The organism is Achromobacter sp. FW305-C-30-7, assembly GCF_058783105.1.
In genome coordinates, this window is the sequence record NZ_JBYSYI010000002.1 from 645,544 (window position 1) to 667,720 (window position 22,177).

At 67.1% G+C, this 22,177-nt stretch carries 15 protein-coding genes; 9 read left to right on the forward strand and 6 right to left on the reverse strand.

The features are described from left to right. Positions 1-50: 50 nt before the first annotated feature. The 4 genes from AC3WOB_RS09930 to AC3WOB_RS09945 form a co-directional block, all read right to left on the reverse strand. Complete coding sequence (locus tag AC3WOB_RS09930) at positions 51-1,496, reverse strand: efflux transporter outer membrane subunit (RefSeq protein WP_013392126.1); 1,446 nt, start codon at positions 1,494-1,496, stop codon at positions 51-53. Positions 1,497-1,511: 15 nt separating this feature from the next. Further along, on the reverse strand, positions 1,512-4,616 hold the full coding sequence (locus AC3WOB_RS09935) for a MexW/MexI family multidrug efflux RND transporter permease subunit (protein ID WP_492274849.1): 3,105 nt from the start codon (positions 4,614-4,616) through the stop codon (positions 1,512-1,514). A gap of 16 nt (positions 4,617-4,632) precedes the next feature. Then, positions 4,633-5,763: an efflux RND transporter periplasmic adaptor subunit gene (locus AC3WOB_RS09940; protein ID WP_492274850.1), complete on the reverse strand. Its 1,131-nt coding sequence runs from the start codon at positions 5,761-5,763 to the stop codon at positions 4,633-4,635. A 183-nt stretch (positions 5,764-5,946) separates the two neighbouring features. Then, a complete protein-coding gene (locus AC3WOB_RS09945; protein WP_013392123.1) occupies positions 5,947-7,917 on the reverse strand; it encodes a BCCT family transporter in 1,971 nt (656 codons plus the stop codon). 143 nt (positions 7,918-8,060) lie between these two features. Here AC3WOB_RS09945 and AC3WOB_RS09950 point away from each other — a divergent pair, with 143 nt between their 5' ends. Beyond that, positions 8,061-8,441: a VOC family protein gene (locus AC3WOB_RS09950; RefSeq protein ID WP_013392122.1), complete on the forward strand. Its 381-nt coding sequence runs from the start codon at positions 8,061-8,063 to the stop codon at positions 8,439-8,441. Positions 8,442-8,459: 18 nt separating this feature from the next. On the opposite strand, the gene AC3WOB_RS09955 is transcribed toward AC3WOB_RS09950, so the two are convergent. Continuing rightward, positions 8,460-9,083, reverse strand: coding sequence for a TetR/AcrR family transcriptional regulator (locus AC3WOB_RS09955; protein ID WP_013392121.1), 624 nt, complete (start codon positions 9,081-9,083; stop codon positions 8,460-8,462). 130 nt (positions 9,084-9,213) lie between these two features. Here AC3WOB_RS09955 and AC3WOB_RS09960 point away from each other — a divergent pair, with 130 nt between their 5' ends. The 3 genes from AC3WOB_RS09960 to AC3WOB_RS09970 are packed head-to-tail and all read left to right on the forward strand — an operon-like array spanning position 9,214 to position 15,019. Continuing rightward, positions 9,214-10,401 (forward strand): efflux RND transporter periplasmic adaptor subunit, encoded by a 1,188-nt coding sequence (locus tag AC3WOB_RS09960; RefSeq protein WP_492274851.1) that lies wholly within the window; start codon positions 9,214-9,216, stop codon positions 10,399-10,401. Further along, complete coding sequence (locus tag AC3WOB_RS09965) at positions 10,398-13,571, forward strand: efflux RND transporter permease subunit (protein ID WP_492274852.1); 3,174 nt, start codon at positions 10,398-10,400, stop codon at positions 13,569-13,571. Before AC3WOB_RS09960 ends, AC3WOB_RS09965 begins: the two co-directional genes overlap by 4 nt. A 2-nt stretch (positions 13,572-13,573) precedes the next feature. Next, positions 13,574-15,019 (forward strand): efflux transporter outer membrane subunit, encoded by a 1,446-nt coding sequence (locus AC3WOB_RS09970; RefSeq protein WP_492274853.1) that lies wholly within the window; start codon positions 13,574-13,576, stop codon positions 15,017-15,019. A gap of 58 nt (positions 15,020-15,077) precedes the next feature. Here AC3WOB_RS09970 and AC3WOB_RS09975 read toward each other — a convergent pair whose 3' ends face one another. After that, positions 15,078-15,848, reverse strand: coding sequence for an IclR family transcriptional regulator (locus tag AC3WOB_RS09975; RefSeq protein WP_041652650.1), 771 nt, complete (start codon positions 15,846-15,848; stop codon positions 15,078-15,080). Between the two features lie 255 nt (positions 15,849-16,103). Between AC3WOB_RS09975 and AC3WOB_RS09980 the strand changes: the two genes are divergently transcribed. The 5 genes from AC3WOB_RS09980 (at position 16,104) to AC3WOB_RS10000 (ending at position 21,627) form a co-directional block, all read left to right on the forward strand. Continuing rightward, positions 16,104-17,117, forward strand: a complete 1,014-nt coding sequence (locus AC3WOB_RS09980; RefSeq protein ID WP_492274854.1) for a Bug family tripartite tricarboxylate transporter substrate binding protein — start codon at positions 16,104-16,106, stop codon at positions 17,115-17,117. Beyond that, complete coding sequence (locus tag AC3WOB_RS09985; RefSeq protein WP_492274855.1) at positions 17,117-18,001, forward strand: polysaccharide deacetylase family protein; 885 nt, start codon at positions 17,117-17,119, stop codon at positions 17,999-18,001. The genes AC3WOB_RS09980 and AC3WOB_RS09985 overlap by 1 nt, the downstream gene beginning before the upstream one ends. Beyond that, positions 17,998-18,762 carry a polysaccharide deacetylase family protein gene (locus tag AC3WOB_RS09990; RefSeq protein WP_492274856.1) on the forward strand — a complete coding sequence of 255 codons (765 nt, stop codon included), beginning with the start codon at positions 17,998-18,000 and terminating at the stop codon, positions 18,760-18,762. The genes AC3WOB_RS09985 and AC3WOB_RS09990 overlap by 4 nt, the downstream gene beginning before the upstream one ends. A 126-nt stretch (positions 18,763-18,888) precedes the next feature. Then, positions 18,889-20,025: a C45 family autoproteolytic acyltransferase/hydrolase gene (locus AC3WOB_RS09995; protein WP_041655186.1), complete on the forward strand. Its 1,137-nt coding sequence runs from the start codon at positions 18,889-18,891 to the stop codon at positions 20,023-20,025. A gap of 36 nt (positions 20,026-20,061) precedes the next feature. Next, a complete protein-coding gene (locus tag AC3WOB_RS10000; RefSeq protein ID WP_492274857.1) occupies positions 20,062-21,627 on the forward strand; it encodes an ABC transporter substrate-binding protein in 1,566 nt (521 codons plus the stop codon). Positions 21,628-22,177 lie beyond the last annotated feature (550 nt).

The following is a 22,177-nucleotide window of genomic DNA, read 5'->3' on the forward strand; positions in this document are numbered from 1 at the left end:
TGTGGATTCTCCGGATGTATGCCTATGGTGCCACGAACCGCGCCTGGCGGTCAGCCGGAAGCCACCTGCGAGTCCGCCGCTGGCGCTTCCCATCCGCCTCCCAGCGCCTTGTACAGCGCGATCAGACGGGTGTAGGACTCGGTTTCGGCCACGGCTACGGCGTCCTGGGCGCGCAAAAGCGTACGCTGGGCGTCCAACACCGTCAAATACGGGGTGCTGCCTTCCCGGTAGCGCAGCTGCGCCAGTTCCGCCGCCCTGCCGCTGTGCGCGGCCGCCTGCGCCAGGCTGCCCAGGCGCTGCTGCGTCTGGCCGTATTCCGTCAGCGCCGATTCCAGTTCCTCGACCGCACGCAGCACGGTCAGCTCATAGCTCGCGACCGCGCCGTCCGCGCGCGCCACCGCGCCGCGCTTGCGCGCCAGCGCCGTGGGCAGGTGGAAGGCGGGCCAGTTGGCATTGGCCGCCACGCTGAAAGCGCGGCTGGCCGATGAGCCGAAATCCGCGCCGCGCAAGGCGACGAAACCCAGGAATCCGCCCAGGTCGATGCGCGGATACAGTTCCGCGGTCGCCACGCCCACGTCGGCGTTGGCGGCAGCCATGCCGCGTTCAGCCGCCAGCACGTCGGGGCGGCGCGACAGCAAGGCGCTCACGTCGCCGATCGGCAGGCGAGTGTCCAGGGGGGCCAGCGCCTTGCCCGCGTCCAATTCGCCCAGCTCCACCGGGCGCAGGCCCGCCAGCACCGCAATCCGGTACTGCGCCAGCCGCCTGGCGGCGATCTGCACCGGGACGCTGGCCTGCACAGTCTCCAGTTCGGCGCGCGCGCTGGCCAGGTCGCCTTCGTCGCCGCGGCCCGCCGATACCATGGCCTGGATCACGCGCAGGCTGTCGCGCTGGCTCTCCAGGTTGGCGCGCGCCACGGCCAGGCGCTGTTCGGCGCCGCGCAGTTCGAAGTAATTGCGCGCCACTTCGGCCGCCACCACGATGCGGGTCTGGGCCAGATCCGCGGCCTGCGCCTCGCTGCGGGCGGCCGCGCCCTCGGCCGCCCGGCGCAGACGCCCGAACAGGTCCAGCTCCCAGGTGGCGTCGAAGCCCGCCCGGTAGCTCTGCGCCAGGTTGCGCTGGCCGCTGGCGCCGGCATTGGCCTGCGACAGGCTGCGCTCATAGCCGCCGCCCAGGGTGACGGCCGGCAGCTGGTCCAGTTCCTTCTCGTCCAGCACCGCGCGCGATTCGGCCAGGCGCGACTGCGCGATGCGGATGTCCAGGTTGCGGGACAGCGCCAGATCGATCAGCCGGTCCAGCTGGGGATCCTGCAATTGCTTCCACCAGTCGCGCTGCAGCTGGTCGGTGGAGAACAGGGCCTGTTCGGGGCTGGCCAGCGTCACTGGCGCGACCTGGGGTTTCTGGTAATCGGGACCGACGGCGCAGCCGGCGGTGGCCAACGCGGCCAGCAGTACGGTCGCGCCGCGGCGCAAGCGTAGGGAAAGTTGTGGATGCTTCATGATGGTTTCCTTGGGCTAGGCCGAGACACCGGGCGCTGCGGCGTCCTCGGCCTGGGCCAGCGCCAGCTCGCGGGCGCGCGGCGTATCGTGCGCCGCGCGGTGATCGCGGGCGAATACGGTGTAGACGGTGGGCAACACGAACAGCGTGAACAGCGTGCCGACCAGCAGGCCCACCACAATGACCAGGCCCAGGCTGTAGCGGCTGTGCGCGCCAGCGCCGGTGGCGAACAGCAGCGGGATCAGACCCATGACCATGGCGGCGGTCGTCATCAGGATGGGGCGCAACCGGATGCGGGCGGCCTGCTCCATGGCGGCGCGCCGGTCCAGCCCGTGGCTGAGCTGCATTTCGTTGGCGAACTCCACCATCAGGATGCCGTGCTTGCTGATCAGGCCGATCAGCGTCACCAGCCCGATCTGGGTATAGATGTTGACGGTGGCCATGCCCAGCGCCAGCGGGATCAGCGCGCCGCAGATCGACATGGGCACGCTCACCAGGATGATGAAGGGATCGCGCAGGCTCTCGTATTGCGCCGCCAGCACCAGGTAGATCACGATGATGGCGAAGATGAAGGTGATCATCAGCGCCGAACCTTCCTGGCTGTACTGACGCGCATCCGACTGCCAGTCGTAGCTGAAGCCGGCGGGCAGGAACTTGGCCTGCTCGGTCAGGAATTGCACCGCGTCGCCCATGGTGACGCCCGGCATCGGTATGGCCTGGAAGGTCGCGGCATTGAGCTGGTTGAACTGGGTCAGCTTGTTGGGCTCCACGCCCATGGACACGGTCACGAGGTTGGACAGCGGCACCTGCGCGCCGCTGGCGCTCTTGACGTAGTAGCGCGCCAGCGATTCGGGCGAGATGCGCTGTTCGCGCAGGCTCTGCGGAATCACGTCATAGGAGCGACCGTCCATGCCGAAGCGGTTCACGTAGTTCTCGCCCACCAGCACGGCCAGCGTATCGCCGATGGCCTTCATGGTGACGCCCAGGCTGTTGGCCTTGGCGCGGTCCACCTTCAGCTGCACCACCGGATTGTTGTAGTCCAGGTCGCTGTCGACCACCATGAACAGGCCGCTTTCGCGCGCGGCCTTCTTCAGGCCTTCCATGGCCTCGTAGACCACCGGATAGTCCGAGGCGCTCATGAGCGTCATCTGCACCGGCAGCCCGCCGGTGGAACCGGGCAGGGACGGCAGCTGGAAGGCGAAGATGTTGCTGCCTTCGACCTGGTTCGCCATGGCCTGCATGTCGGCCTGGATCTGGTCGGCCGAACGGTGGCGCTTTTCCCAGGACACGAAGTCCACGCCGCCAATGCTGTTGGACACGCCGTCGGAACCGTTGATCAGCCAGCGCCCCTGCTGTTCAGGCAGGGTCTTCATCACGTCGTCCCATTTGCGGCCAAACTTCTCCACATAGTCGATATTGGCGTGCTGCGGCGACTTGATCGCGGTCAGCACGGTGGATTGGTCCTCGACCGGCGCCAGCTCGCTTTGCGCGGCGTTGTACAGGAACGGCAGGCTGGCGAGTACCGACACGGCGATCAGGCCGGTCACCCAGCGATGATGCAGCGATACGTCAAGCACGCGGCCATAGGCGTTCCCCAGGCCTTCAAAGAAATGCTCGGCGCGACGCGCCATCCAGCCTTCGGACACGCGGCTATTCAGCAGGAACGAGCTCATCACGGGCGACAAGGTCAGCGCAATGACGCCCGACACCACCACGGAGCCCGCCAGGGTGAAGGCGAATTCCTTGAAGAGCGAACCGGTAAGCCCGCCCATCAGGCCGATGGGCGCGTAGACCGCCGCCAGCGTGATGGTCATCGCGATCACCGGCCCCGCCACTTCGCGCGCGCCGATGAGGGCCGCGCGCACCGGCGATTTGCCCTCTTCGATGTGGCGATGCACGTTTTCGACCACGACGATGGCGTCGTCCACCACCAGGCCGATGGCCAGCACCATGGCCAGCAAGGTCAGCAGGTTCACGCTGAAGCCGAACAGCGCCATGATGGCCGCCCCGCCCAGCATGGACAGGGGAATGGTCAGCACCGGGATCAGCACGGCGCGCAGGGAGCCCAGGCACAGGAAGATCACCACCACCACGATGGCGATGGCCTCGATCAGCGTTTGCACCACGCCGTCGATGGACGCACTGATGAAGCGGGCCAGTTCGAACGGCACCTGCACGCTGGTGCCCGGCGGCAGGTTCTGCTTGATGTTAGGCAGCAGCTCGTTCAGGCGCTTGACGATCACCAGCGGATTGCCCACCGGCGTGGCGTTCAGCCCGAAGTACACCGCCGGCTCGCCATCCATCAGGCCGCTGGAATCGGTGGACGCGGCGCCCAGTTCCACCGTGGCCACGTCGCCCAGGCGCACGATCGCGTCGCCCTCGCGCTTGACCACCATGTCGCGGAATTCCGCGACGTTGACCAAGTCCGTGTTGACCTGGATGTTGGACACCACGTACAGGCCCTTGGCCTGTCCCGGCGCCGCCTGCACGTTGTTGTCGCGCAGCGCGTCGGCCAGCTCGCCCGCGGAAATGCCGCGCGCCGCCATCCGGTTGGGGTCCAGCCATACCCGCATGGCGAGCTTCTGCCCGCCGTAGAGTTCCACGCTGGCCACGCCGTCGATGGACGACAGCTGCGGCTGCACCACCCGCGACAGATAGTCAGTCAAGGCGGCCAGGGACAAAGTGCTGCTGGAGAAGCCCACATAAGCCACGGCCGTCGCCTCGCCGGCGGACTTGACCAGCACCGGGTCGTAGACGTCCTGCGGCAAGCGGTACTTGACCTCGTTGACCTTGGCCATCACCTCGGTCATGGCCTTGTTGGAATCGGCGTTCAGCTTCATCCGCACCGTGATCACGCTGCGGCCCTGGGTCGACGAGGACGACAGGTAGTCGATGCCTTCCACCGTGGCCACGGATTGCGCGATGGGTTGGGTGACGAAGCCCTGCATCAGGTCGGGCGAAGCGCCCGGATACTGGGTGGTGATGGTGATGGTGGTGCTTTCGGTCAGCGGATACTGCCGCACCGGCAGGCCGCTCAGGGCCTTGATGCCCAGCAGCAAGATCAGGGTGCTGACCACCAGCGCCAGCACAGGCCGGCGCACGAAGAGATCGGTGAATTTCATGTTCTGCTCCGCGCTCTCACCGGACCTGCGCCAGGGTCTGCTGCGCGGCATCCAGCGCCACGGTGTCCTCGGCGCCGACCTCGACCGCCGCGCCGTTATGCAGGCGCAACTGGCCCGAAGTCACGACCTGCTCGCCCGCCTGCAGTCCTTCGGTCACGACGACGCGGCCGCGCACGCGTTCCGCCGTCTTCACATAGGCTTGCCGCACCGTCGTGCCGGCTTGTCCGCCCTCCTTGGGCGGCGTCACCACATAGACCGAATCGCCGTAGGCGCTGTAGCTGACCGCGGTTTCCGGCACGGTGATCACGCCCGGGCGCGCAGGCAGGCCGATCTGGCCCTGGGCGTACATGCCGGCCGCCAGGGCGCCGTCGGCGTTGGGCAAGGTCGCCTGCACACGCACGGTGCGCGAACCCGCGTCGACCTGCGGCTCCACCGTGGTGATCTTGCCTTCGAAGACGCGTCCGGCATGGGCATCCACCGTTACGGTCACCGGCTGGCCCGCGCGCAGCGCGCCCATGGCCTGCTCGGGCAGGGTGATGTTGGCGTACACGGCGGAGGCGTCGGTCAACGACACCAGCGCATCGCCGGCGCGGGCGAACTGCCCCAGGTTCACCCGGCGCACGCCCAGCACGCCGTCAAACGGCGCCTTGACGCGCTTCTGTTCAATCAACGCCTGTACCCGCTTGATATCGCCGGCGGCCTGGTCGTAGTCGGCCTGTGCCTGGTCCAGCTGTTCACGCGTGGCGGCCTGCTGCGGCAGCAGGCGGCGGGTGCGCTCCAGCAAGGCGCGCGCGTTGCGCGCCTGGGCCTGCAGCCTGGCCAGCTCGCCCTGCTCGGGGGCATCGTTCAACTGCACCAGCAACTGGCCGGCCTGGACCTGCGCGCCCGACGCGAACAGGATCCGATCGACCCGGCCGTCCACTTCAGCCGCCACCTGCACCTGGCGCGACGCCTCCAGCGAACCGATGCCGCTCAGGGTCACGGGGAAATCCGCCTGCCGGGCGGTGGCCACCGCGACTTTGGCCGGCGCCATGGCCCAGCCGCCCTGTTGCTGTGCGCCGCCGTACTTCCAGTACAGCCCGCCGCCCGCCAGCGCCACCGCCAGCGCCACGGCCCCAACGGCCCACGCTCCTGAATTCGCCTTCATGATCGACTCGCTATTTATCAAAGAATGTTCTTGGATAATCCACGATATCGGGCATTTCGTCAAAAGGGTTAATCCAATTACTGGCATAGCGCCGGACTATGGCGTACAAGCCCCTGCGCGGCGTGTGGGCATGAAAAAACCGCCAGCAGGCTGGCGGTTTAGGGGAGCGCGGGGGCAGGGACGCTAGGTCCGCACCATGTGCAGGTAGTGGCGGTGGCGCTCGTACTGGTCCAGGATGTCGCCGATGACGGCGTCGCGGCTCCAGCCCATGATGTCGTAGTCCTGCCCGCCTTCGCGCAGATGCACTTCAGCGCGGAAGTACTTGCGCTCCTCCTCGTCGGCGGCCTCTTCCGGCGTCAGGCTGGGACGCACGAAGGCTTCAGGCTGCACCGCATAGGAAAAGTCCAGGTGCTCGCCATGCGAGACTTCCATGATCACGCCCTCGTCGTTGCCGTGCTCGCGCACAGCCACTTCATAACCCTGCTTGCGCAGCTCGTCAGCCACGTCTTCCAGCGCGGGCCGCACCACGTCGCCGATGAAGCGCTGCACATGGGCGCGGCGCGGCATCATGACCATGTTGCGCAAGCGCCGCTCCCATGACTGCCCGCCGCGCGTGGGGCGCGACAGCGTCAGCGACTGGTAGCGGATGCCACGCTTGGTGGCGTCCAGCTTCAGCGCCTTGAACAAGCCCCACAGGGATAGCAGCAGGATCACCGAGAACGGCAAGGCGCTGGCGATGGTGGCGGTCTGCAGCGCGGTCAGCCCATCGGCCAGCAGCAGCGCGATCGCTACCGCGCCCATCAGCAGCGACCAGAAGATGCGCTGCCACACGGGCGTGCGGTCCGAGCCGCCGGACGCCAGCAAGTCCACCACCAGCGCGCCCGAGTCGGCCGAGGTGACGAAGAACACGGCCACCATCGCGATCGCAACGATGGACAGCACCCCGCTCCAGGGCAATTGCTCCAGGAACGCGAACAGCGCCAGTGAGGAATCGGCCTGTACCACCTCCGCGAAGCCCTGCACCTTGTCGACCAGGATCATGTGGATGGCGGTATCGCCGAACACGGTCATCCAGAACAGGGTAAAACCGGCCGGCACCAGCAGCACGCCGGTGACGAATTCGCGGATGGTGCGGCCGCGCGAGATGCGCGCGATGAACAGGCCCACGAAGGGCGACCAGGCGATCCACCAGCCCCAGTAGAACAGCGTCCAGCCGCCGATCCAGTCGGTGGGTTCGTAGGCGTAGAGATTGAAGGTCTTGTTGACGATGTCCGACAGATAGGCGCCGGTGTTCTGCACAAAGGTCTGGAACAGGAACACCGTGGGACCGACCACCAGCACAAACAGCAGCAGCACCGCCGCCAGCACCAGGTTGGTCTCGGACAGGATGCGGATGCCCTTATCCAGGCCGCTGGCCACCGACAGGGTCGCCAGGCCGCAGGTCACCACAATCAGGATGATCTGCGCCGTCACGCCCACCGGAACGCCGAACAGGTGGTTGAGCCCGCTATTGATCTGCGCCACGCCCAGGCCCAGCGATGTGGCCACGCCCAGCACCGTGCCGATGATGGCGAAGATGTCCACGGCATGCCCGATGGGGCCATGGATGCGATTGCCGATCAGGGGATAAAGCGCCGAACGCAGGGTCAGCGGCAAGCCATGGCGATAGCTGAAAAAGGCCAGGATCAGCGCCACCACCGCATAGATGGCCCAGGCGTGCAGGCCCCAGTGGAAGAATGTGATCTTCATGGCTTCGCGGGCCGCGGCGACGCTGCCGCCCTCGCCTACCGGCGGCGCCATGAAGTGCATCACGGGCTCGGCCACGCCGAAGAACATCAGGCCGATCCCCATGCCCGCGGAGAACAGCATCGCGAACCAGGTGAAATTGCGGTAGTCGGGCTCGCTGTGGTCGGGTCCCAGCTTGATGTCGCCGTAGCGGCTGACCGCCAGGAACACCACCGCAAGCAGGATGATGGCCACGACCAGGATGTAGAACCAGCTGGCATTGCCCAGTATCCAGCCCTGCACGGACTCGAACAGGCTTTGCGCCGCCTTGGGCGCCAGGATCGCGAATCCGACCAGCAGCAGCGTGAACACGGCCGCTGGGATAAACACTGGGCGATTGATGGTGGATGGTCGGGTTTCTGAAGTCATGCTGCCTCTCCTTTCGCCCAAGGGTTGGAAATTCCGGCGGCGGCCCCCCTCAGTCCGGCCGCGCCGCAGGTATTACTATCACGGCCACAGGCCGTCTGACAATCTGAAACCTCAAGCCGGGCCGGCCTCAGGAGAGATATCCCATGATCGATCACCTGGACCATCTGGTCCTGACCTGCACCGACCCCGACGCCACGGTGGACTTCTACACCCGGATCCTGGGCATGCGCCTGGAGACCTTTGGCGAGGGCCGCCAGGCGCTGCGCTTCGGCAACCAGAAGATCAATCTGCACGTGCGCGGGCGCGAGTTCGAACCCAAGGCCCACCTGCCCGTGCCGGGCGCGCTGGACCTGTGCTTCATCGCCGACCGTCCCCTGGAGGAAGTGATCGCCCAGCTGAACCGCGCAGGCGCCCGCATCATCGAAGGGCCAGTGCCGCGCACCGGCGCCACCGGCAAGATCCGCTCGGTCTACCTGCGCGACCCGGATCTGAATCTCATCGAAATCTCGGAACTGCTGGCCTGAGGCCAGGCGCGGGCCGCGTTATTCGGGCTTGGGTTCGCCGAAGACCACGCTGCGGAAGAAACCGGCCAGCACCGCCTCGGTCATTTCCGGCGTGACGGCCTGCGGATCGAAGGCATAGTTGAACTGCATGCCGTCCGACAAGGCCAGCAGGCCCAGCGCCATCTGTTCGGCCGGCATGCGCAACGGCGTGCCGACCCGGGCCGAGAACTGCCGCACGTAGTCCGTGACGGCGGCGCGCAATTCCCGCATGCACGCCAGGAAGCCCACACGGAAATCGGGATCGCGCACCGCTTGCAGCTTGCCTTCCATCCACAGCAGGAAACAGTCGTTCTGATGGAAGTGCGTGGAATAGTGCTCGAGCACGCGCGCTTCCATCTGCGGGCGCGAGGCCCCTTCCTCGAAGATGGCGCGCATGTCGTTCATCACGGTTTCGTGGTCGCGTCTGAGCAACTGCAGGAACAGTTCGGACTTGCTGCTGAAGTTGGAATAGAAGGCCCCGCGCGTGTAGCCCGCCTGCTCGGCGATGTCCTCCACGCTGGTCGCCACAAACCCTTTCGCTACAAAGATCGATTGCGCAGCGTCGAGCAGACGCTGACGCGTCTGATCACGGCTTTGCTCTCGCGTAAGGCGGACTTTTGACATGGCGCGAGTTTAGCACTGGCCGGCATTTCAGATTCACCATTGAATCCGAATTCATACCTGTATTAGAATCCAGGCCGTACGGGGCCGGATCCGGCCCGTTTCCGCCACTTTCAGCGCCGCGAGGTGTTACGTGAATTGCCCTGGCCCTTGCGCGCGCCCTGCCGCGCACAACCTTGCCGCCGACGCGGCGCCGCCTCCCCCCCGCTCCCGCCAATGGCCGCGCCTGCTGTCGCTGCCGGCCGCCGCGGCCATTGCCTTGCTGCTCGCCGCCTGCGGCCGCAACGAAGCGCCGCCGGCCGCGCCGCGTCCCGTGGTCGCCATGCCCGCCCAGGCGGATGAGCGCCTGCCGGCCTGGACCCTGCCGGGCGAAGTGCAGGCGCGCTACAGCACGCCGCTGTCGTTCCGCGTGGGCGGCAAGATCATCGAGCGCCAGGTCCGGCTGGGCGATGCCGTCACCCCCGGACAGATCGTCGCCAAACTGGATCCGGCCGACGCCGCCAAGAACGCGGCCAGCGCTCGCGCGCAGTTGACGGCGGCCCAGCACCAGCTGGACTACGCCCGCCAGCAGCTGGACCGCGACCGCGCCCAGGCGCGCGAAAACCTGATCGCCGCGACTCAGCTGGAGCAAACCCGCAACGCCTACGCCGCCGCGCTGGCGCAACGCGACCAGGCGCAGCAGCAGGCCGCGCTGGCGGCCGACCAGCTCAAATACACCACGCTGCAGGCCGACCATGCCGGCGTCATCACCGCGGAGCAGGCGGACACCGGGCAGAACGTGGCCGCGGGCGATCCGGTCTACAACCTGGCCTGGTCGGGCGATATCGACGCCATCTGCGACGTGCCGGAAAGCGTGCTGGCGGGCCTGGCCATCGGCCAGCGCGCCAACGTCACGCTCGGCCCCCTGCCCGGCCAGACGTTTGCCGCCGTGCTGCGCGAGATCGCGCCGGCCGCGGATCCGCAAAGCCGCACGTACCGCGCCAAGCTCACGCTGGAGGCGCCGGGCGCTGATGTGCGCCTGGGCATGACGGCCAACATCAGCTTCGACAACCGCGCCGCCGAAAGCCTGACGACCTACACCGTGCCGGCCACCGCGCTGTTCCATGACGGCCCCGCGCCCGCGGTATGGATCGTCAAGCCGGACGCGGACACCCTGGAACTGCGCCCCGTCGAAGTGCTGCGCTACGACGCCCGCACCGTCACCCTGTCCAAGGGCTTGCAGGCGGGCGAACGCGTGGTGTGGCAAGGCGTGCACACCGTGGCCGCCGGCGAAAAAGTCCGCGCCGTGCCGCCGCTGCATCCCGAGGATTTCGCCTCATGAGCGGCCCGCAACACGACGCTCCGACCCCGGCGCAGCGCCACGAAGAAGGCCGCTTCAACCTGTCCGCCTGGGCGTTGCGGCACCAGCCCCTGGTCATCTTCATCATCACGCTGATCACGCTGTTCGGCGTGCTGTCGTACTCGAAGCTGGCGCAATCGGAAGATCCGCCCTTCACCTTTCGCGTCATGGTCATCAAGACCCTCTGGCCCGGCGCCACCGCGCAGCAGGTGCAGGAACAAGTCACCGACCGCATCGCCAAGAAGCTGCAGGAAGCCCCCAACACCGACTTCATGCGCAGCTATTCGCGGCCCGGCGAATCGCTGATCTTCTACACCATGAAGGACTCCGCGCCCGCCAGCACCGTGGCCGAACAGTGGTACCAGGTACGCAAGAAGGTCGGCGACATCTCGGCCACGCTGCCCCCCGGCGTGCAGGGTCCCTTCTTCAACGACGAGTTCGGCGACGTCTACACCAACATCTACACGCTGCAGGGCGACGGCTTTTCGCCGGCCCAGCTGCACGACTACGCCGACAGGCTGCGCACCGTGCTGCTGCGCGTGCCAGGCGTGGCCAAGGTGGACTACTTTGGCGACCAGCCCGAGCACATCTATGTGGAAATCTCCAACACCCAGCTGACGCGGCTGGGCGTGTCGCCGCAGCAGATCGCCCAGGCCATCAACAGCCAGAACGCCGTGGCCGGCGCCGGCACGCTGACCACCGCCGACGACCGCATCTTCGTGCGGCCCAGTGGCCAGTACGCCAACAGCCGGGCCCTGGCGGACACGCTGATCCGGGTCAACGGCAAATCGATCCGGCTGGGCGACATCGCCACCATCCGCCGTGGCTACGAAGATCCGGTGATCGAACAGATGCGGCTGGGCGGTGGCCCTGTGCTGGGCATAGGCATCACCATGCAGCCCGGGCGCGACGTGGTGCACCTGGGCCGCGCCTTGGGCGCCAAGTTCGATGAGCTCAAGGCCCAGTTGCCAGCCGGCCTGACGCTGCAGGAAGTCTCCAGCATGCCCAAGGCAGTGTCGCACTCGGTCGACGACTTCCTGCGCTCGGTGGCCGAGGCCGTCGCCATCGTGCTGGCCGTCAGCCTGGTGTCTCTCGGTTTCCGCACCGGCATGGTGGTGGTCATCTCTATCCCGGTGGTGCTGGCGGTCACCGCGCTGTTCATGGACATGTTCGGCATCGGCCTGCACAAGGTCTCGCTAGGCACCCTGGTGCTGGCGCTGGGCCTGCTGGTGGACGACGCCATCATCGCGGTCGAGATGATGGCCGTGAAGCTGGAACAGGGCTGGAGCCGGGCGCGCGCGGCGGCGTTTGCCTATACCAGTACCGCCTTTCCCATGCTGACTGGCACGCTGGTCACGGTGGCGGGCTTTCTGCCGATCGCGCTGGCCAAGTCCAGCACGGGCGAATACACGCGTTCCATCTTCCAGGTGTCCGCCATCGCGCTGATCACCTCCTGGTTCGCCGCCGTGGTGCTGATTCCGCTGCTGGGCTACCGCATGCTGCCGGAACGCAAACGCGAAGCCCATCTGCCCGACGACCATGAGCACGACATCTACGACACCCGCTTCTACCAGCGTCTGCGCGGCTGGGTGGGCTGGTGCGTGGACCGCCGCTACCTGGTGTTGGGCGGCACGGTGCTGGTGTTCGTCGTGGCCATGGCCTGCTTCCGCTTCGTGCCGCAGCAATTCTTCCCCAGCTCCGACCGCAGCGAACTGCTGGTGGACGTGCGCCTGCAGGAAGGCGCGTCGTTCGCGTCCACGCTGCGCCAGGTCGAACGTTTGGAAAAGGCGCTGGAAGGCCGTCCCGAAATCGACCACTCGGTCAGCTTCGTCGGCACCGGCGCGCCGCGCTTTTACCTGCCGCTGGACCAGCAGCTCGCCACCCCGAACTTCGCCCAACTGGTCATCACCACGCATTCCGTCGAGGACCGCGAAAAACTGGCCCAGTGGCTGCAGCCCGTGCTGCGCGAGCAGTTCCCGGCCATCCGCAGCCGATTGTCGCGCCTGGAAAACGGCCCGCCGGTGGGCTTCCAGGTGCAGTTCCGCGTCAGCGGCGACAAGATTGCCGAGGTGCGCGCGGTGGCCGAGAAAGTGGCCGCCGAGGTCCGCGCCGATCCGCGCTCGACCAATGTGCAGTTCGACTGGGACGAGCCGTCCGAACGTTCGGTGCGCTTCGAGATCGACCAGCAGAAGGCGCGCGAACTGGGCGTCAGTTCCAACGACATTTCGGACTTCCTGGCCTTGACCCTGTCGGGCTACGCGGTCACGCAGTACCGCGAACGCGACAAACTCATCACCGTCAGCCTGCGCGCGCCGCAGGAAGAACGGATCGATCCCGCGCGCCTGGCCACCCTGGCCATGCCCACGCCCAACGGCGCGGTGCCGCTGGGCAGCCTGGGCCACGTGCGTTACGGCCTGGAATACGGGGTCATCTGGGAACGCGACCGCCAGCCCACCATCACGGTGCAGGCGGACGTCAACGCCGGCGCGCAAGGCATAGACGTCACCCACGCCATCGACGCCAAGCTCAAGGCCCTGCGCGCCGAATTGCCCGTCGGCTACCGCATCGAGGTAGGCGGCCCGGTAGAGGAAAGCGCCAAGGGCCAGTCCTCCATCAACGCGCAGATGCCGCTGATGGCCGTGGCCGTGCTGACCCTGCTGATGCTGCAACTGCAGAGCTTCGCCCGCGTGCTGATGGTGGTGCTGACCGCGCCGCTGGGACTGATAGGCGTGGTCGCGGCGCTGCTGCTGTTCGGCAAGCCGTTCGGCTTCGTGGCCATGCTGGGCGTGATTGCGATGTTCGGCATCATCATGCGCAACTCGGTGATCCTGGTGGACCAGATCGAGCAGGACATCGGCGCCGGCCACAAACGCGTGGACGCCATCGTCGGCGCCACCGTGCGGCGCTTCCGGCCCATCACGCTGACGGCCGCGGCCGCCGTGCTGGCCTTGATTCCGCTATTGCGCAGCAATTTCTTCGGCCCCATGGCCACGGCCCTGATGGGCGGCATCACCATCGCCACCGTGCTGACGCTGTTCTTCCTGCCGGCCTTGTACGCGGCGTGGTTCCGCGTGCGCCACGACGAACGCGACGAGCCCGAAGGCGTGCCACCCGGCGCCCACGCCGGCGACACGGTGGAACGGGGAGCATGACAATGAGCAGACTTTCCTTACGCCTGGCAGCCCTGCCCTTGACGCTGGCGCTGGGCGCCTGCGCCTTCGCCCCCAGCAACAAGCCGCCCGCCGTTGCGCAACCGGCGCAGTACGGCGTCGAGGCCACGCCCGCCGCGGGCGCTACCGCCCAGGGCGTGGCGCAGCGCTTCGAACAAGGCGCGCGGCCCGTGCCGGAATGGTGGAAGCGCTACGGCTCCGAAGCGCTGAATGCGCTGGTGGCCGAAGGTTTGGCCAACAGCCCGGACTTGGCCGCCGCCGAACGCAACCTGGCCGGCGCGCGCGAGCAATTGCGCGGCCAGGTGAATTCGTCTTTGCTGCCCTCGGTCGACGCGGGCGCCGACGTCTCCCGGCGGCGCGCGCTGACCATGCCGAACCTGCCTGAGCCGACCGCCCAATACAACGTCTTCACCGGCCAGGTCCACGCCAAGTACGACCTGGACCTGTTCGGCGCGGCGCGCTTCGCCAACGCCTCGCTGGCGGCTCAGGTCGAACAGCAGGCTTTCCAGCTGGAGTCGGCCCGACGTTCGCTCGCCAGCAATATCGTCACCGGCGCCATCACCGCGGCGGCGTTGGCGGAACGCGTGGCGCTGACCGAAAAACAGGTGGTGCTGGCGCGGCAGGTGGCGCGCGATACGCAGCGGCGCTATGAACTGGGTTCGGCCTCGCAGAACGACGCGCTGGACGCGGACCAGGACGCCGCCACGCTGGAAGCGTCCCTGCCCGGCTTGCGCGCAAGCTGGCATGCCACGCGCCATGCGTTGGCGGTGCTGCTGGGCCGCAACCCCGACCAGGCTCCGCCCGACCTGGCTTTCGGCATGCTGGCCGTGCCGCAACAGGTGCCGGTGGTGGTGCCGTCCGAACTGCTGGCGGCGCGCCCGGACATCCTGTTCGCCGATGCGGTGGTGCAGGCGGCCGCGGCCGACGTGGGCGTGGCCACCGCGCAGCTGTTCCCCAGCTTGTCCCTGTCCGCATCCATGGGCAAGAGCGGCTTCAACTGGCCGGCGGCAATGTCGGGCGCGGGCGCCATCTGGGCGATCGGCGCCTCGCTCACACAGCCCATCTTCCATGGCGGCGCGCTGCTGGCCGAGCGCAGCGCGGCCAAGGAACGCTACGAGGCCGCACTGTTGCAATACAAGCAGACCGTGCTGACGGCCTTCCGCGACGTGGCCGACACGCTGTCGCGACTGGACGCCGACGGGCAGGCGCTGGCTTCGGCCGAAGCCTCGCGCCGCGCCGCGGAGCAGTCCTACCGCAACACCGCCAGCCGCGTGCGCCTGGGCGCGCTGGCGCCTTACACCGAATATGCCGCCGAGCAGCATTACGTGGCGGCCCGCCTGCGCGAGATCGAGTACGCCAATGCGCGCCTGACCGAAACGGCCGCGCTGTTCCAGGCCATGGGGTCGCCCACGCGCGCCGCGCAGCAGTAGCCTGAATCGGGCGGCATGCCGTCCTGACCGCGGCAGACCGGCACGCAAGCCCTCGCGCTCACGGCGCGGGGGCTTGTTCCTTCATGCGCGTGGCCAGCGCCAGCGACTCGATGCGGCGGGCAGCCGACTGCAGCAAGGCCGTGGTCTTGTCCTGCGCAATGGTGTTGAGCCGGGCCGCCAGGAAGGTGACGGTCAGCGCGCCGAATACGCGGCGGTCTTCCTGGAACACCGGCACCGCGATGCCCGCCCGCTCCGGCGAGATCTCGCCGACTCCCAGATAAAAACCCTGCACCCGGATCTGGTCCAGCTTGCCGGTGAACTCGGCCTGCGTTTCCCCCAGGCCGAGTTGGCGGATCTCGTCCGCATGCGCTTCGTACAAGCGGCGCTGGTCCTTGCGCGGCAGGAATGCCACGATGGTCTTGGCCGTGGCGCCGCGAAACAGCGGATGGGCGCGGCCGCGGCCGTGCGGAATGCCCAGTTCGTCCGGCCCGCGCTCGTGATGGATGTTGAGGATGCGCAGGCCATGGATCACGCTGAGCAGCACGTCGCCGCCTACCTGGTCCACCACCTCGCGCATGATCGGGCGCGCCACTCCCAGCACCGGATCGCCGTCGATGATGAGGTGGTCCAGTTCGATGATGCGCGGCCCCAGCTTGTAGCCCTCGCCGGTCACGCGCAGCAGATAGCCCAGGTCCGTCAGGTCGCGGATGTAGCGGTAGCCCGTGGGCGCCGAATACGACAGGCGCGAAATGATCTCTTCCGCCGACAGCACCGGGGTTTCGAGGCTGAAGAGGTCAAGGATCGCTAGGGCTCGCTTCAGGGTGGACATGGCGGGTGGGCAGGGAACAACGCGGGATCGGGCGCAGCGTATCACAGGGGTACGCGGTCTGCGCCTGTGTCATTGGCGATGCCTATTGGTGCCAGCAATCGAACAAGGCCCAAACTATCGTTTTTCTATTTTTTATCATTTATAGATAAAAACTAATTGGATTGAATTATTTTTTATCGAATAATGATATTCAAGCAAGGAGCAGGGCGGCGCCAGCACGCCTCTGCGCCTGCGGAAAACACAAGGGGAATATCCATGAAGCAGTCTTGCGGCACCAAGGGCGGCATCAGCCGCCGGCATTTCCTGGGGGCTTCGGCCGCGACCTTGGCCAGCGCGGCATTGGCCCGGCCCGGCCGCGCCTGGGCGGCCGGCTATCCGGCCGAACGCGCCCTCCAGTTCATCGTGCCCTTCCCGGCCGGCGGCGGCACCGACCTGGTGGCCCGCCCGCTGGCCCAGGGCATAGGCGTGGCGCTCAAGCAAAGCGTGGTCGTCATCAACAAGGGCGGAGCGGCCGGCAATATCGGCACCCAGCAGGCCGCGCGTTCCGCGCCCGACGGCTACACCATCGCCCTGGGGTCCACCGGCACCCACACGGTGAACCAGAGCCTGTACGAGAACATCGGCTACGACCCGGTCAAGGACTTCGAGCCGGTGTCCATGGTCTGCTACTACAACAACGTGCTGGTGGTGCATCCGTCGTTTCCGGCGCGCACGCTGCAGGAGCTGGTCGCCCTGATCAAGGCCAATCCGGGCAAGTATTTCTATGGCATCACGCAGAACGGCAGCTCCGCGCATCTGGCCATGGAATTGCTCAAGGCCACCGCCGGACTGGACCTGCCCGGCGTGCCGTACAAGGGCGCGGCCGCAGCCGTCAACGACTTCCTGGGCGGGCAGTTCCCCATCCTGATGGACGTGGTGATCAACCAGCAGCAATTCATCCGGGGCGGTAAATCGCGGCCGCTGGCGGTGACCTCGGCGCAGCGCGCGCAGGCGCTGCCCGAGGTGCCCACCGTGGCGGAGTCGGGCTTTCCCGGCTATCAGGCCATAGGCTGGAACGGCGTGTTCGCGCCCGCGGGCACGTCCGCCGCCATCATCCAGACGCTGAACGGCGCCGTGCAAAGCGCGCTCAAGCAGCCCGCCATGGAGCAACTGACGCAGAACGGACTGGAACTGCACGGCAGCACGCCGCAGGAATTGAGCCGCTTCGTCGCCACCGAAAGCGAGAAATGGCGCACGCTGATCAAGACCGCCAACATCAAGGCCACCTGATGCAACGCATACCTTATGGCGTCCCGCTGGACGCCCGCTCCAATCCCTGGCTGCCGCTGGACCGCGAGCTGCGCGCGCAAGGCCTGCGCGCCGCGGGCGCAGTACCGGTGCGCGCGGTGGTGTGCGTCACCGTCCACGTGGACGGCCCCGCCGTCGAGGTCGGCCGCAAGCAGTTCCCGGCCGGTCCCCATACCGCGGGCCGCTATGCCATCCGCCGCGGCGTGCCGCGGCACCTGGAGATCCTGGCGCGCCATGGCATGCCGGCCACCTTCTTCGCCTGCGGCTACGACGTCGAGCGCTACCCGGCCACCTTCCACGACATCCTGCAAGCAGGCCATGAAATCGCCGCGCATGGCTATCTGCATGAAGCCTGGGACCTGGGCGAGGACGAGCCCGCGCTGCTGGAGCAGACCCACCGCATCATCCAGCGCGAGCTGGGCGTGACGCCGGTGGGCTGGTGCTCGCCCTCGGGCCGCAAAAGCCACCGCACCCTGCCTGCGCTGCGGCGGCTGGGCTATTGCTACGACGCCAGCGAGAAGGACCAGGACCGCCCCTACCTGCCGGCGGACGCGGCGGACTTCATCATGCTGCCCAACAACACGGTGTCGCTGGACGATTACCCCTTTTATTTCTCGGGCCACAGCCTCGCGGCGGAAGCCTACGACAACTGGGTGCAGGAGTTCGAGGCGCTGCGCCAGGCCGAAGGCTATGTGCACCTGACCGTGCATCCCAAGGCCGCCGGCGGTTCGGGCACGCCGGCCCGCGCCGCGGCGCTGGACCGGTTCCTGGCCTATCTGGCCGCCCAGCCCGATGTGCACGTGATGACGCTGGCAGCGTTGGCGCACCACTGCCTTGCCCGCCCCGACGCCTGGAGAAGCGCATGAGCGTCGACAAAACCGTACTGGTCACCATCAACGTGCAGGGCATCGGCCCCGAAGCCGCGACCCAGCCCGAAGCCTCGCTGCACGGCCGCGATGCGCATGGCCGCTACACCTATGGCGGCGGCCTGGCGCGCGTGCTGGACATGTTGCGCCGCCAGGGCATCCGCGCCACGCTGTTCTGGCCGGTGTTCGAGGCCGAACGCTGCCGCGGCCTGCTGGAGCAAAGCCTGCGCGACGGCCACGAAGCGGCCTCGCAGGGCAATGCCTACGAAGACCTGCCGGCGCTGGGCGAACGCGAAGGCGAAGTGCTGGAACGGGCCCGAGACCGGCTGGCCGCACTGACCGGCTCGGCGCCGCAAGGCTTCCGCTACGCCAGCGGGTTCACCGCCAACACCGTGCCGCTCTTGCACCAACTCGGCTACCGCTACGACAGCAGCGCGATCGACGACGACGCCCCCTACATGCTGGACGCGGACGGCGGGCCCGGCATGGTGGAGCTGCCCTGGAGCGAAGGCCTGTGCGACGCCACCCATTTCAGCCGCCGCGTGACGCAGGACCGGGCCTATGCGCACTGGGTGGAACAGGGCGACGCGCTGCTTGCGGCCGAAGGCTATGCCTGCCTGACCCTGCACCCGCGCGCCGACAACGGCGTCGGCCGCGCGGCAAGGCTGCTGAAAGTCGAGCAACTGCTGGAGCGCTTCCGCGCCGCGGGCGCAAACTTCAAGACCTGCGCCGACCTGGCCGCCTCCCCCCATGCGCGCTGAACGCAGGACGCCCATGGCGTCCTTGCACTGGTAAACCCTGAGCAATATTGGCGCCAAAATAAGCTAACATTTTTTCGCCATCCAATTCCCACCCCAGATTGCGGCGCGGCGCGCCGCCCTATGTCCATGACCCAGATCACCCAATTTCCCTTCGTATCGGTTTCGGGCGCACCCGAGGCCCGCGGCCGTTCCTACGGCCAACAAGCCGCTGATCGCGTGCGCAAGAGCGCCAAGATGTACGGCCAGACCCTGGTCGACCTGGGCTATGACGCCATGGCGCGCACCCAGCTGATCAACGGCTTCGCCCGCGAGATCGAGAACTTCGCGCCGCATTACCTGGAAGAAATGCGCGGCATTGCGGCAGGCGCCGACGTGCCTTTCGAAGACATCGTGATGGTGAACGCGCGCACGGAAGTCATCGCCAAGGCCCGCGCCGAAAAGAAGAAGGCCGCCGAACTGGAGCCGGGCGACGGCTGCACCGGCGCGTTGATCCTGCCGACGCGTTCGGCTAATGGCCGTCTGATCCATGGGCAGAACTGGGACTGGCGCGCGGAATGCGCCGAGACCGCCATCGTGCTGCGCGTGCGCAACGACAACGGCCCCGACATCCTGACCTTCGTCGAAGCCGGCGGCCTGGCGCGCAGCGGCCTGAACAGCGCCGGCGTATCGATCACCGCCAACTACCTGGAATCCGACCGCGACTTCCGCCAGCTGGGCGTGCCGCTGTCACTGATCCGCCGCAAGGTGCTGGAACAGGAACACTTCGCGCTGGCGATCAAGGCCGTGGCGACCACGCCCAAGTCCTGCTCCAACAACATCATGATCGGCATGGCCGCGGGCTTCGGCGTGGACTATGAATGCACCACCGACGAAGCCTTCCCCATCTACCCGGGTAGCGACGACCTGATCGTCCACGCCAACCACTGGGTCAGCGACGTGGCCCTAACCAAGCTGCGCGACACCGGCCGCGCCAGCACGCCGGAAAGCGCCTATCGCGACTGGCGCGTGCGCCGGCTGCTGAACGAGCAGTCCAAGCTGACGCGCGAAGACCTCAAGCGCGCGCTGTTCGACGACTTCGGCGCACCCTATTCCGTCTGCCGTCCGCCGCGCCCCGGCAGCCACGACAACCTGTCGGCCACGGTGGCGATGGTGATCATGGAGCCCGAGGCCGGCCTGATGGAAGTCGCGCCGCTGCCGGCGCTGAACCGCAGCTTCACCCGCTACAGCCTGAGCGCCGAACCCGAACTGCTGGCTGCCGCCTGACGCGGCGCGCCCGCGCAACCCCAGGAAGACGTATCGATGAATAAAAATCTATTGAGCGCCGCGGTTGCGCTGGCGCTGGGCGCCGTGGCCGGCGCGGCCTGGGCGCAATCCGCCCCGCCGCTGCGCATCTCGCTCACGGCCGACATCCGCTCCACCGAACCCGGCGTCAACCGCGACAGCAATAGCGACGCGGTGGTGCTGCACATCGTCGAGGGCCTGGTGGCCTATGGCGAGGACGCCGAGGTCCGCCCGCTGCTGGCCAAGTCGGTGGACATCAGCCCGGACGGCAAGACCTATACCTTCAAGCTGCGCGAAGGCATCAAGTTCCATAACGGCAAGCCCATGACCTCGGCCGACGTGCTGTGGACCTGGCAGCACTACACCACGGCCAATTCGGGCTGGCGCTGCGCCAGCGAATTCGACGGACGTGGCACGGTCAAGGTCACGGGCGTGGAAGCGCCGGACGCGGAGACGGTGGTCTACCACATCGAAAAGCCCAGCAGCCTGTTCCTGGCGACGCTGGCGCGCGCCGACTGCGGCGGCACCGGCATCCTGTCCAAGGATTCGGTGCGCGCGGACGGCGCTTGGGACAAGCCCATCGGCACCGGTCCGTTCGAGCTGGCGGAATGGAAGCGCGGCGAGTACATACGCCTGACGAAGTTCGCGGGCTATTCAAACCTGGACGGCAAGCGCGACGGCTACACGGGATCGAAGCGGCCGCTGGTGGACGAGGTACGCTTCCTGATCGTGCCGGACGACTCCACCGCCAAGGCGGCCTTGCAGCGGGGCAATATCGACATCATCGAGGACGTGTCCAATAGCGACGTGCCGGTGCTGCAAGGCACGCCGAACGTCAAGGTGGCGCATGCGCCGGTGATGAGCATGACGGCGCTGCTGATGCAGACCAAGGATCCGGTGCTGGCCAATCCCAAGATGCGCCAGGCGTTGGCCCACGCGATCGATTACCAGCAGTTGGCGGCGGCGGTGACGGAAGGCCTGGCGCAGCCGAACAATTCGATTGTGCCGCTGGTGTCGCCCTACTACGACGCGGCGCAGAAGCAGGGCTGGAATTACGATCCGGCCCAGTCGCAGAAGCTGTTGAAGGAAGCCGGATACAAGGGGCAGGAACTTGCGATCCTGACGACCAAGCGCTATCCGCAGTCGTATAACTCCGCGGTCATCATTCAGGCGATGCTGCAGGCGGTTGGCATCAATGCGCAGTTGTCGGTGGTGGAGTGGGCGACGCAGCTGGACCGCTATAACGCGGGCACTTACCAGATGATGACCTTCCCTTATTCTGCGCGGCTGGATGCGGCGCTGAATTACGAGATGGTGACGGGGGATAAGGCGAAGCAGCCGCGCAAGGTTTGGGACAATCCGGAGGCGCAGAAGCTGATCGAGGCGGCGTCGTCGGATACGGATCATGCGAAGCGGCAGGCTTCGTTTGATCAGCTGCATAAGCTGTTCCTGGCGGATGTGCCTAGTATTCCTTTGTATAACGGGTTGGATATTGGGGCTTATCGGGCGGATATCAGGGGGTATCAGCCTTGGGCGGTTAAGAAGCCGCGGGCATGGGAAGTGGAGCGGGTTGCGGCGCCTTGATATTGTCTTCGTTGTCTTTGCTGTTTTTGCTGCGGCAGGTGTTGTCTTCGTAGGTCGCCCGGCGGCGCGGGCCCTGAGGCTGCTCGCGCCCACGATTGCGGTCCGGAGCCTTCGCTCCGGACTGCCCCGTCGTCATCGTCGTCACCGCCTGCGGCGGCTCCTTCCGATTCCCTCGGGCGCATCGAGGTTGCTCGCAGCCTCAGGGCCCGCGCCGCCGGGCTGCCTTCATCTTGGCTTGTCGCGCCGTCAGGCCGGTGGGTGGTGGAGAGATTTGCGGGGCCCGCTGCTTGCGGCCGCGCAGGCGGCCGCAAGCAGCTTACGTGGTGGTGGGGCGTCGTGGTGATTTGCGCTTGCGCGCGGGTGTTGATTCTGGCTTTTTCCCGTTCTTCGTCATTCCGCGTTCGTTGTTCCTCTTCGTTGTACCTCCCTCGGATTTCCGTTCGCATTTGACATTCGCGCATTCACGCGCGGCCTGCCCTCTACCCTGGGCAGTTCTTCCTTCCCTGTCCCGCTTTTCGACTCCGTCGCCACCTGGGCTAGCGCCGGCCGG

What these genes read in the sequence shown, in the direction of transcription:
- AC3WOB_RS09930 (WP_013392126.1), bottom strand. Translation starts at nt 1,496, where the DNA reads ATGAAGCATCCACAACTTTCCCTACGCTTGCGCCGCGGCGCGACCGTA.
- AC3WOB_RS09935 (WP_492274849.1), bottom strand. Translation starts at nt 4,616, where the DNA reads ATGAAATTCACCGATCTCTTCGTGCGCCGGCCTGTGCTGGCGCTGGTG.
- AC3WOB_RS09940 (WP_492274850.1), bottom strand. Translation starts at nt 5,763, where the DNA reads ATGAAGGCGAATTCAGGAGCGTGGGCCGTTGGGGCCGTGGCGCTGGCG.
- AC3WOB_RS09945 (WP_013392123.1), bottom strand. Translation starts at nt 7,917, where the DNA reads ATGACTTCAGAAACCCGACCATCCACCATCAATCGCCCAGTGTTTATC.
- AC3WOB_RS09950 (WP_013392122.1), top strand. Translation starts at nt 8,061, where the DNA reads ATGATCGATCACCTGGACCATCTGGTCCTGACCTGCACCGACCCCGAC.
- AC3WOB_RS09955 (WP_013392121.1), bottom strand. Translation starts at nt 9,083, where the DNA reads ATGTCAAAAGTCCGCCTTACGCGAGAGCAAAGCCGTGATCAGACGCGT.
- AC3WOB_RS09965 (WP_492274852.1), top strand. Translation starts at nt 10,398, where the DNA reads ATGAGCGGCCCGCAACACGACGCTCCGACCCCGGCGCAGCGCCACGAA.
- AC3WOB_RS09970 (WP_492274853.1), top strand. Translation starts at nt 13,574, where the DNA reads ATGAGCAGACTTTCCTTACGCCTGGCAGCCCTGCCCTTGACGCTGGCG.
- AC3WOB_RS09975 (WP_041652650.1), bottom strand. Translation starts at nt 15,848, where the DNA reads ATGTCCACCCTGAAGCGAGCCCTAGCGATCCTTGACCTCTTCAGCCTC.
- AC3WOB_RS09980 (WP_492274854.1), top strand. Translation starts at nt 16,104, where the DNA reads ATGAAGCAGTCTTGCGGCACCAAGGGCGGCATCAGCCGCCGGCATTTC.
- AC3WOB_RS09985 (WP_492274855.1), top strand. Translation starts at nt 17,117, where the DNA reads ATGCAACGCATACCTTATGGCGTCCCGCTGGACGCCCGCTCCAATCCC.
- AC3WOB_RS09990 (WP_492274856.1), top strand. Translation starts at nt 17,998, where the DNA reads ATGAGCGTCGACAAAACCGTACTGGTCACCATCAACGTGCAGGGCATC.
- AC3WOB_RS09995 (WP_041655186.1), top strand. Translation starts at nt 18,889, where the DNA reads ATGACCCAGATCACCCAATTTCCCTTCGTATCGGTTTCGGGCGCACCC.
- AC3WOB_RS10000 (WP_492274857.1), top strand. Translation starts at nt 20,062, where the DNA reads ATGAATAAAAATCTATTGAGCGCCGCGGTTGCGCTGGCGCTGGGCGCC.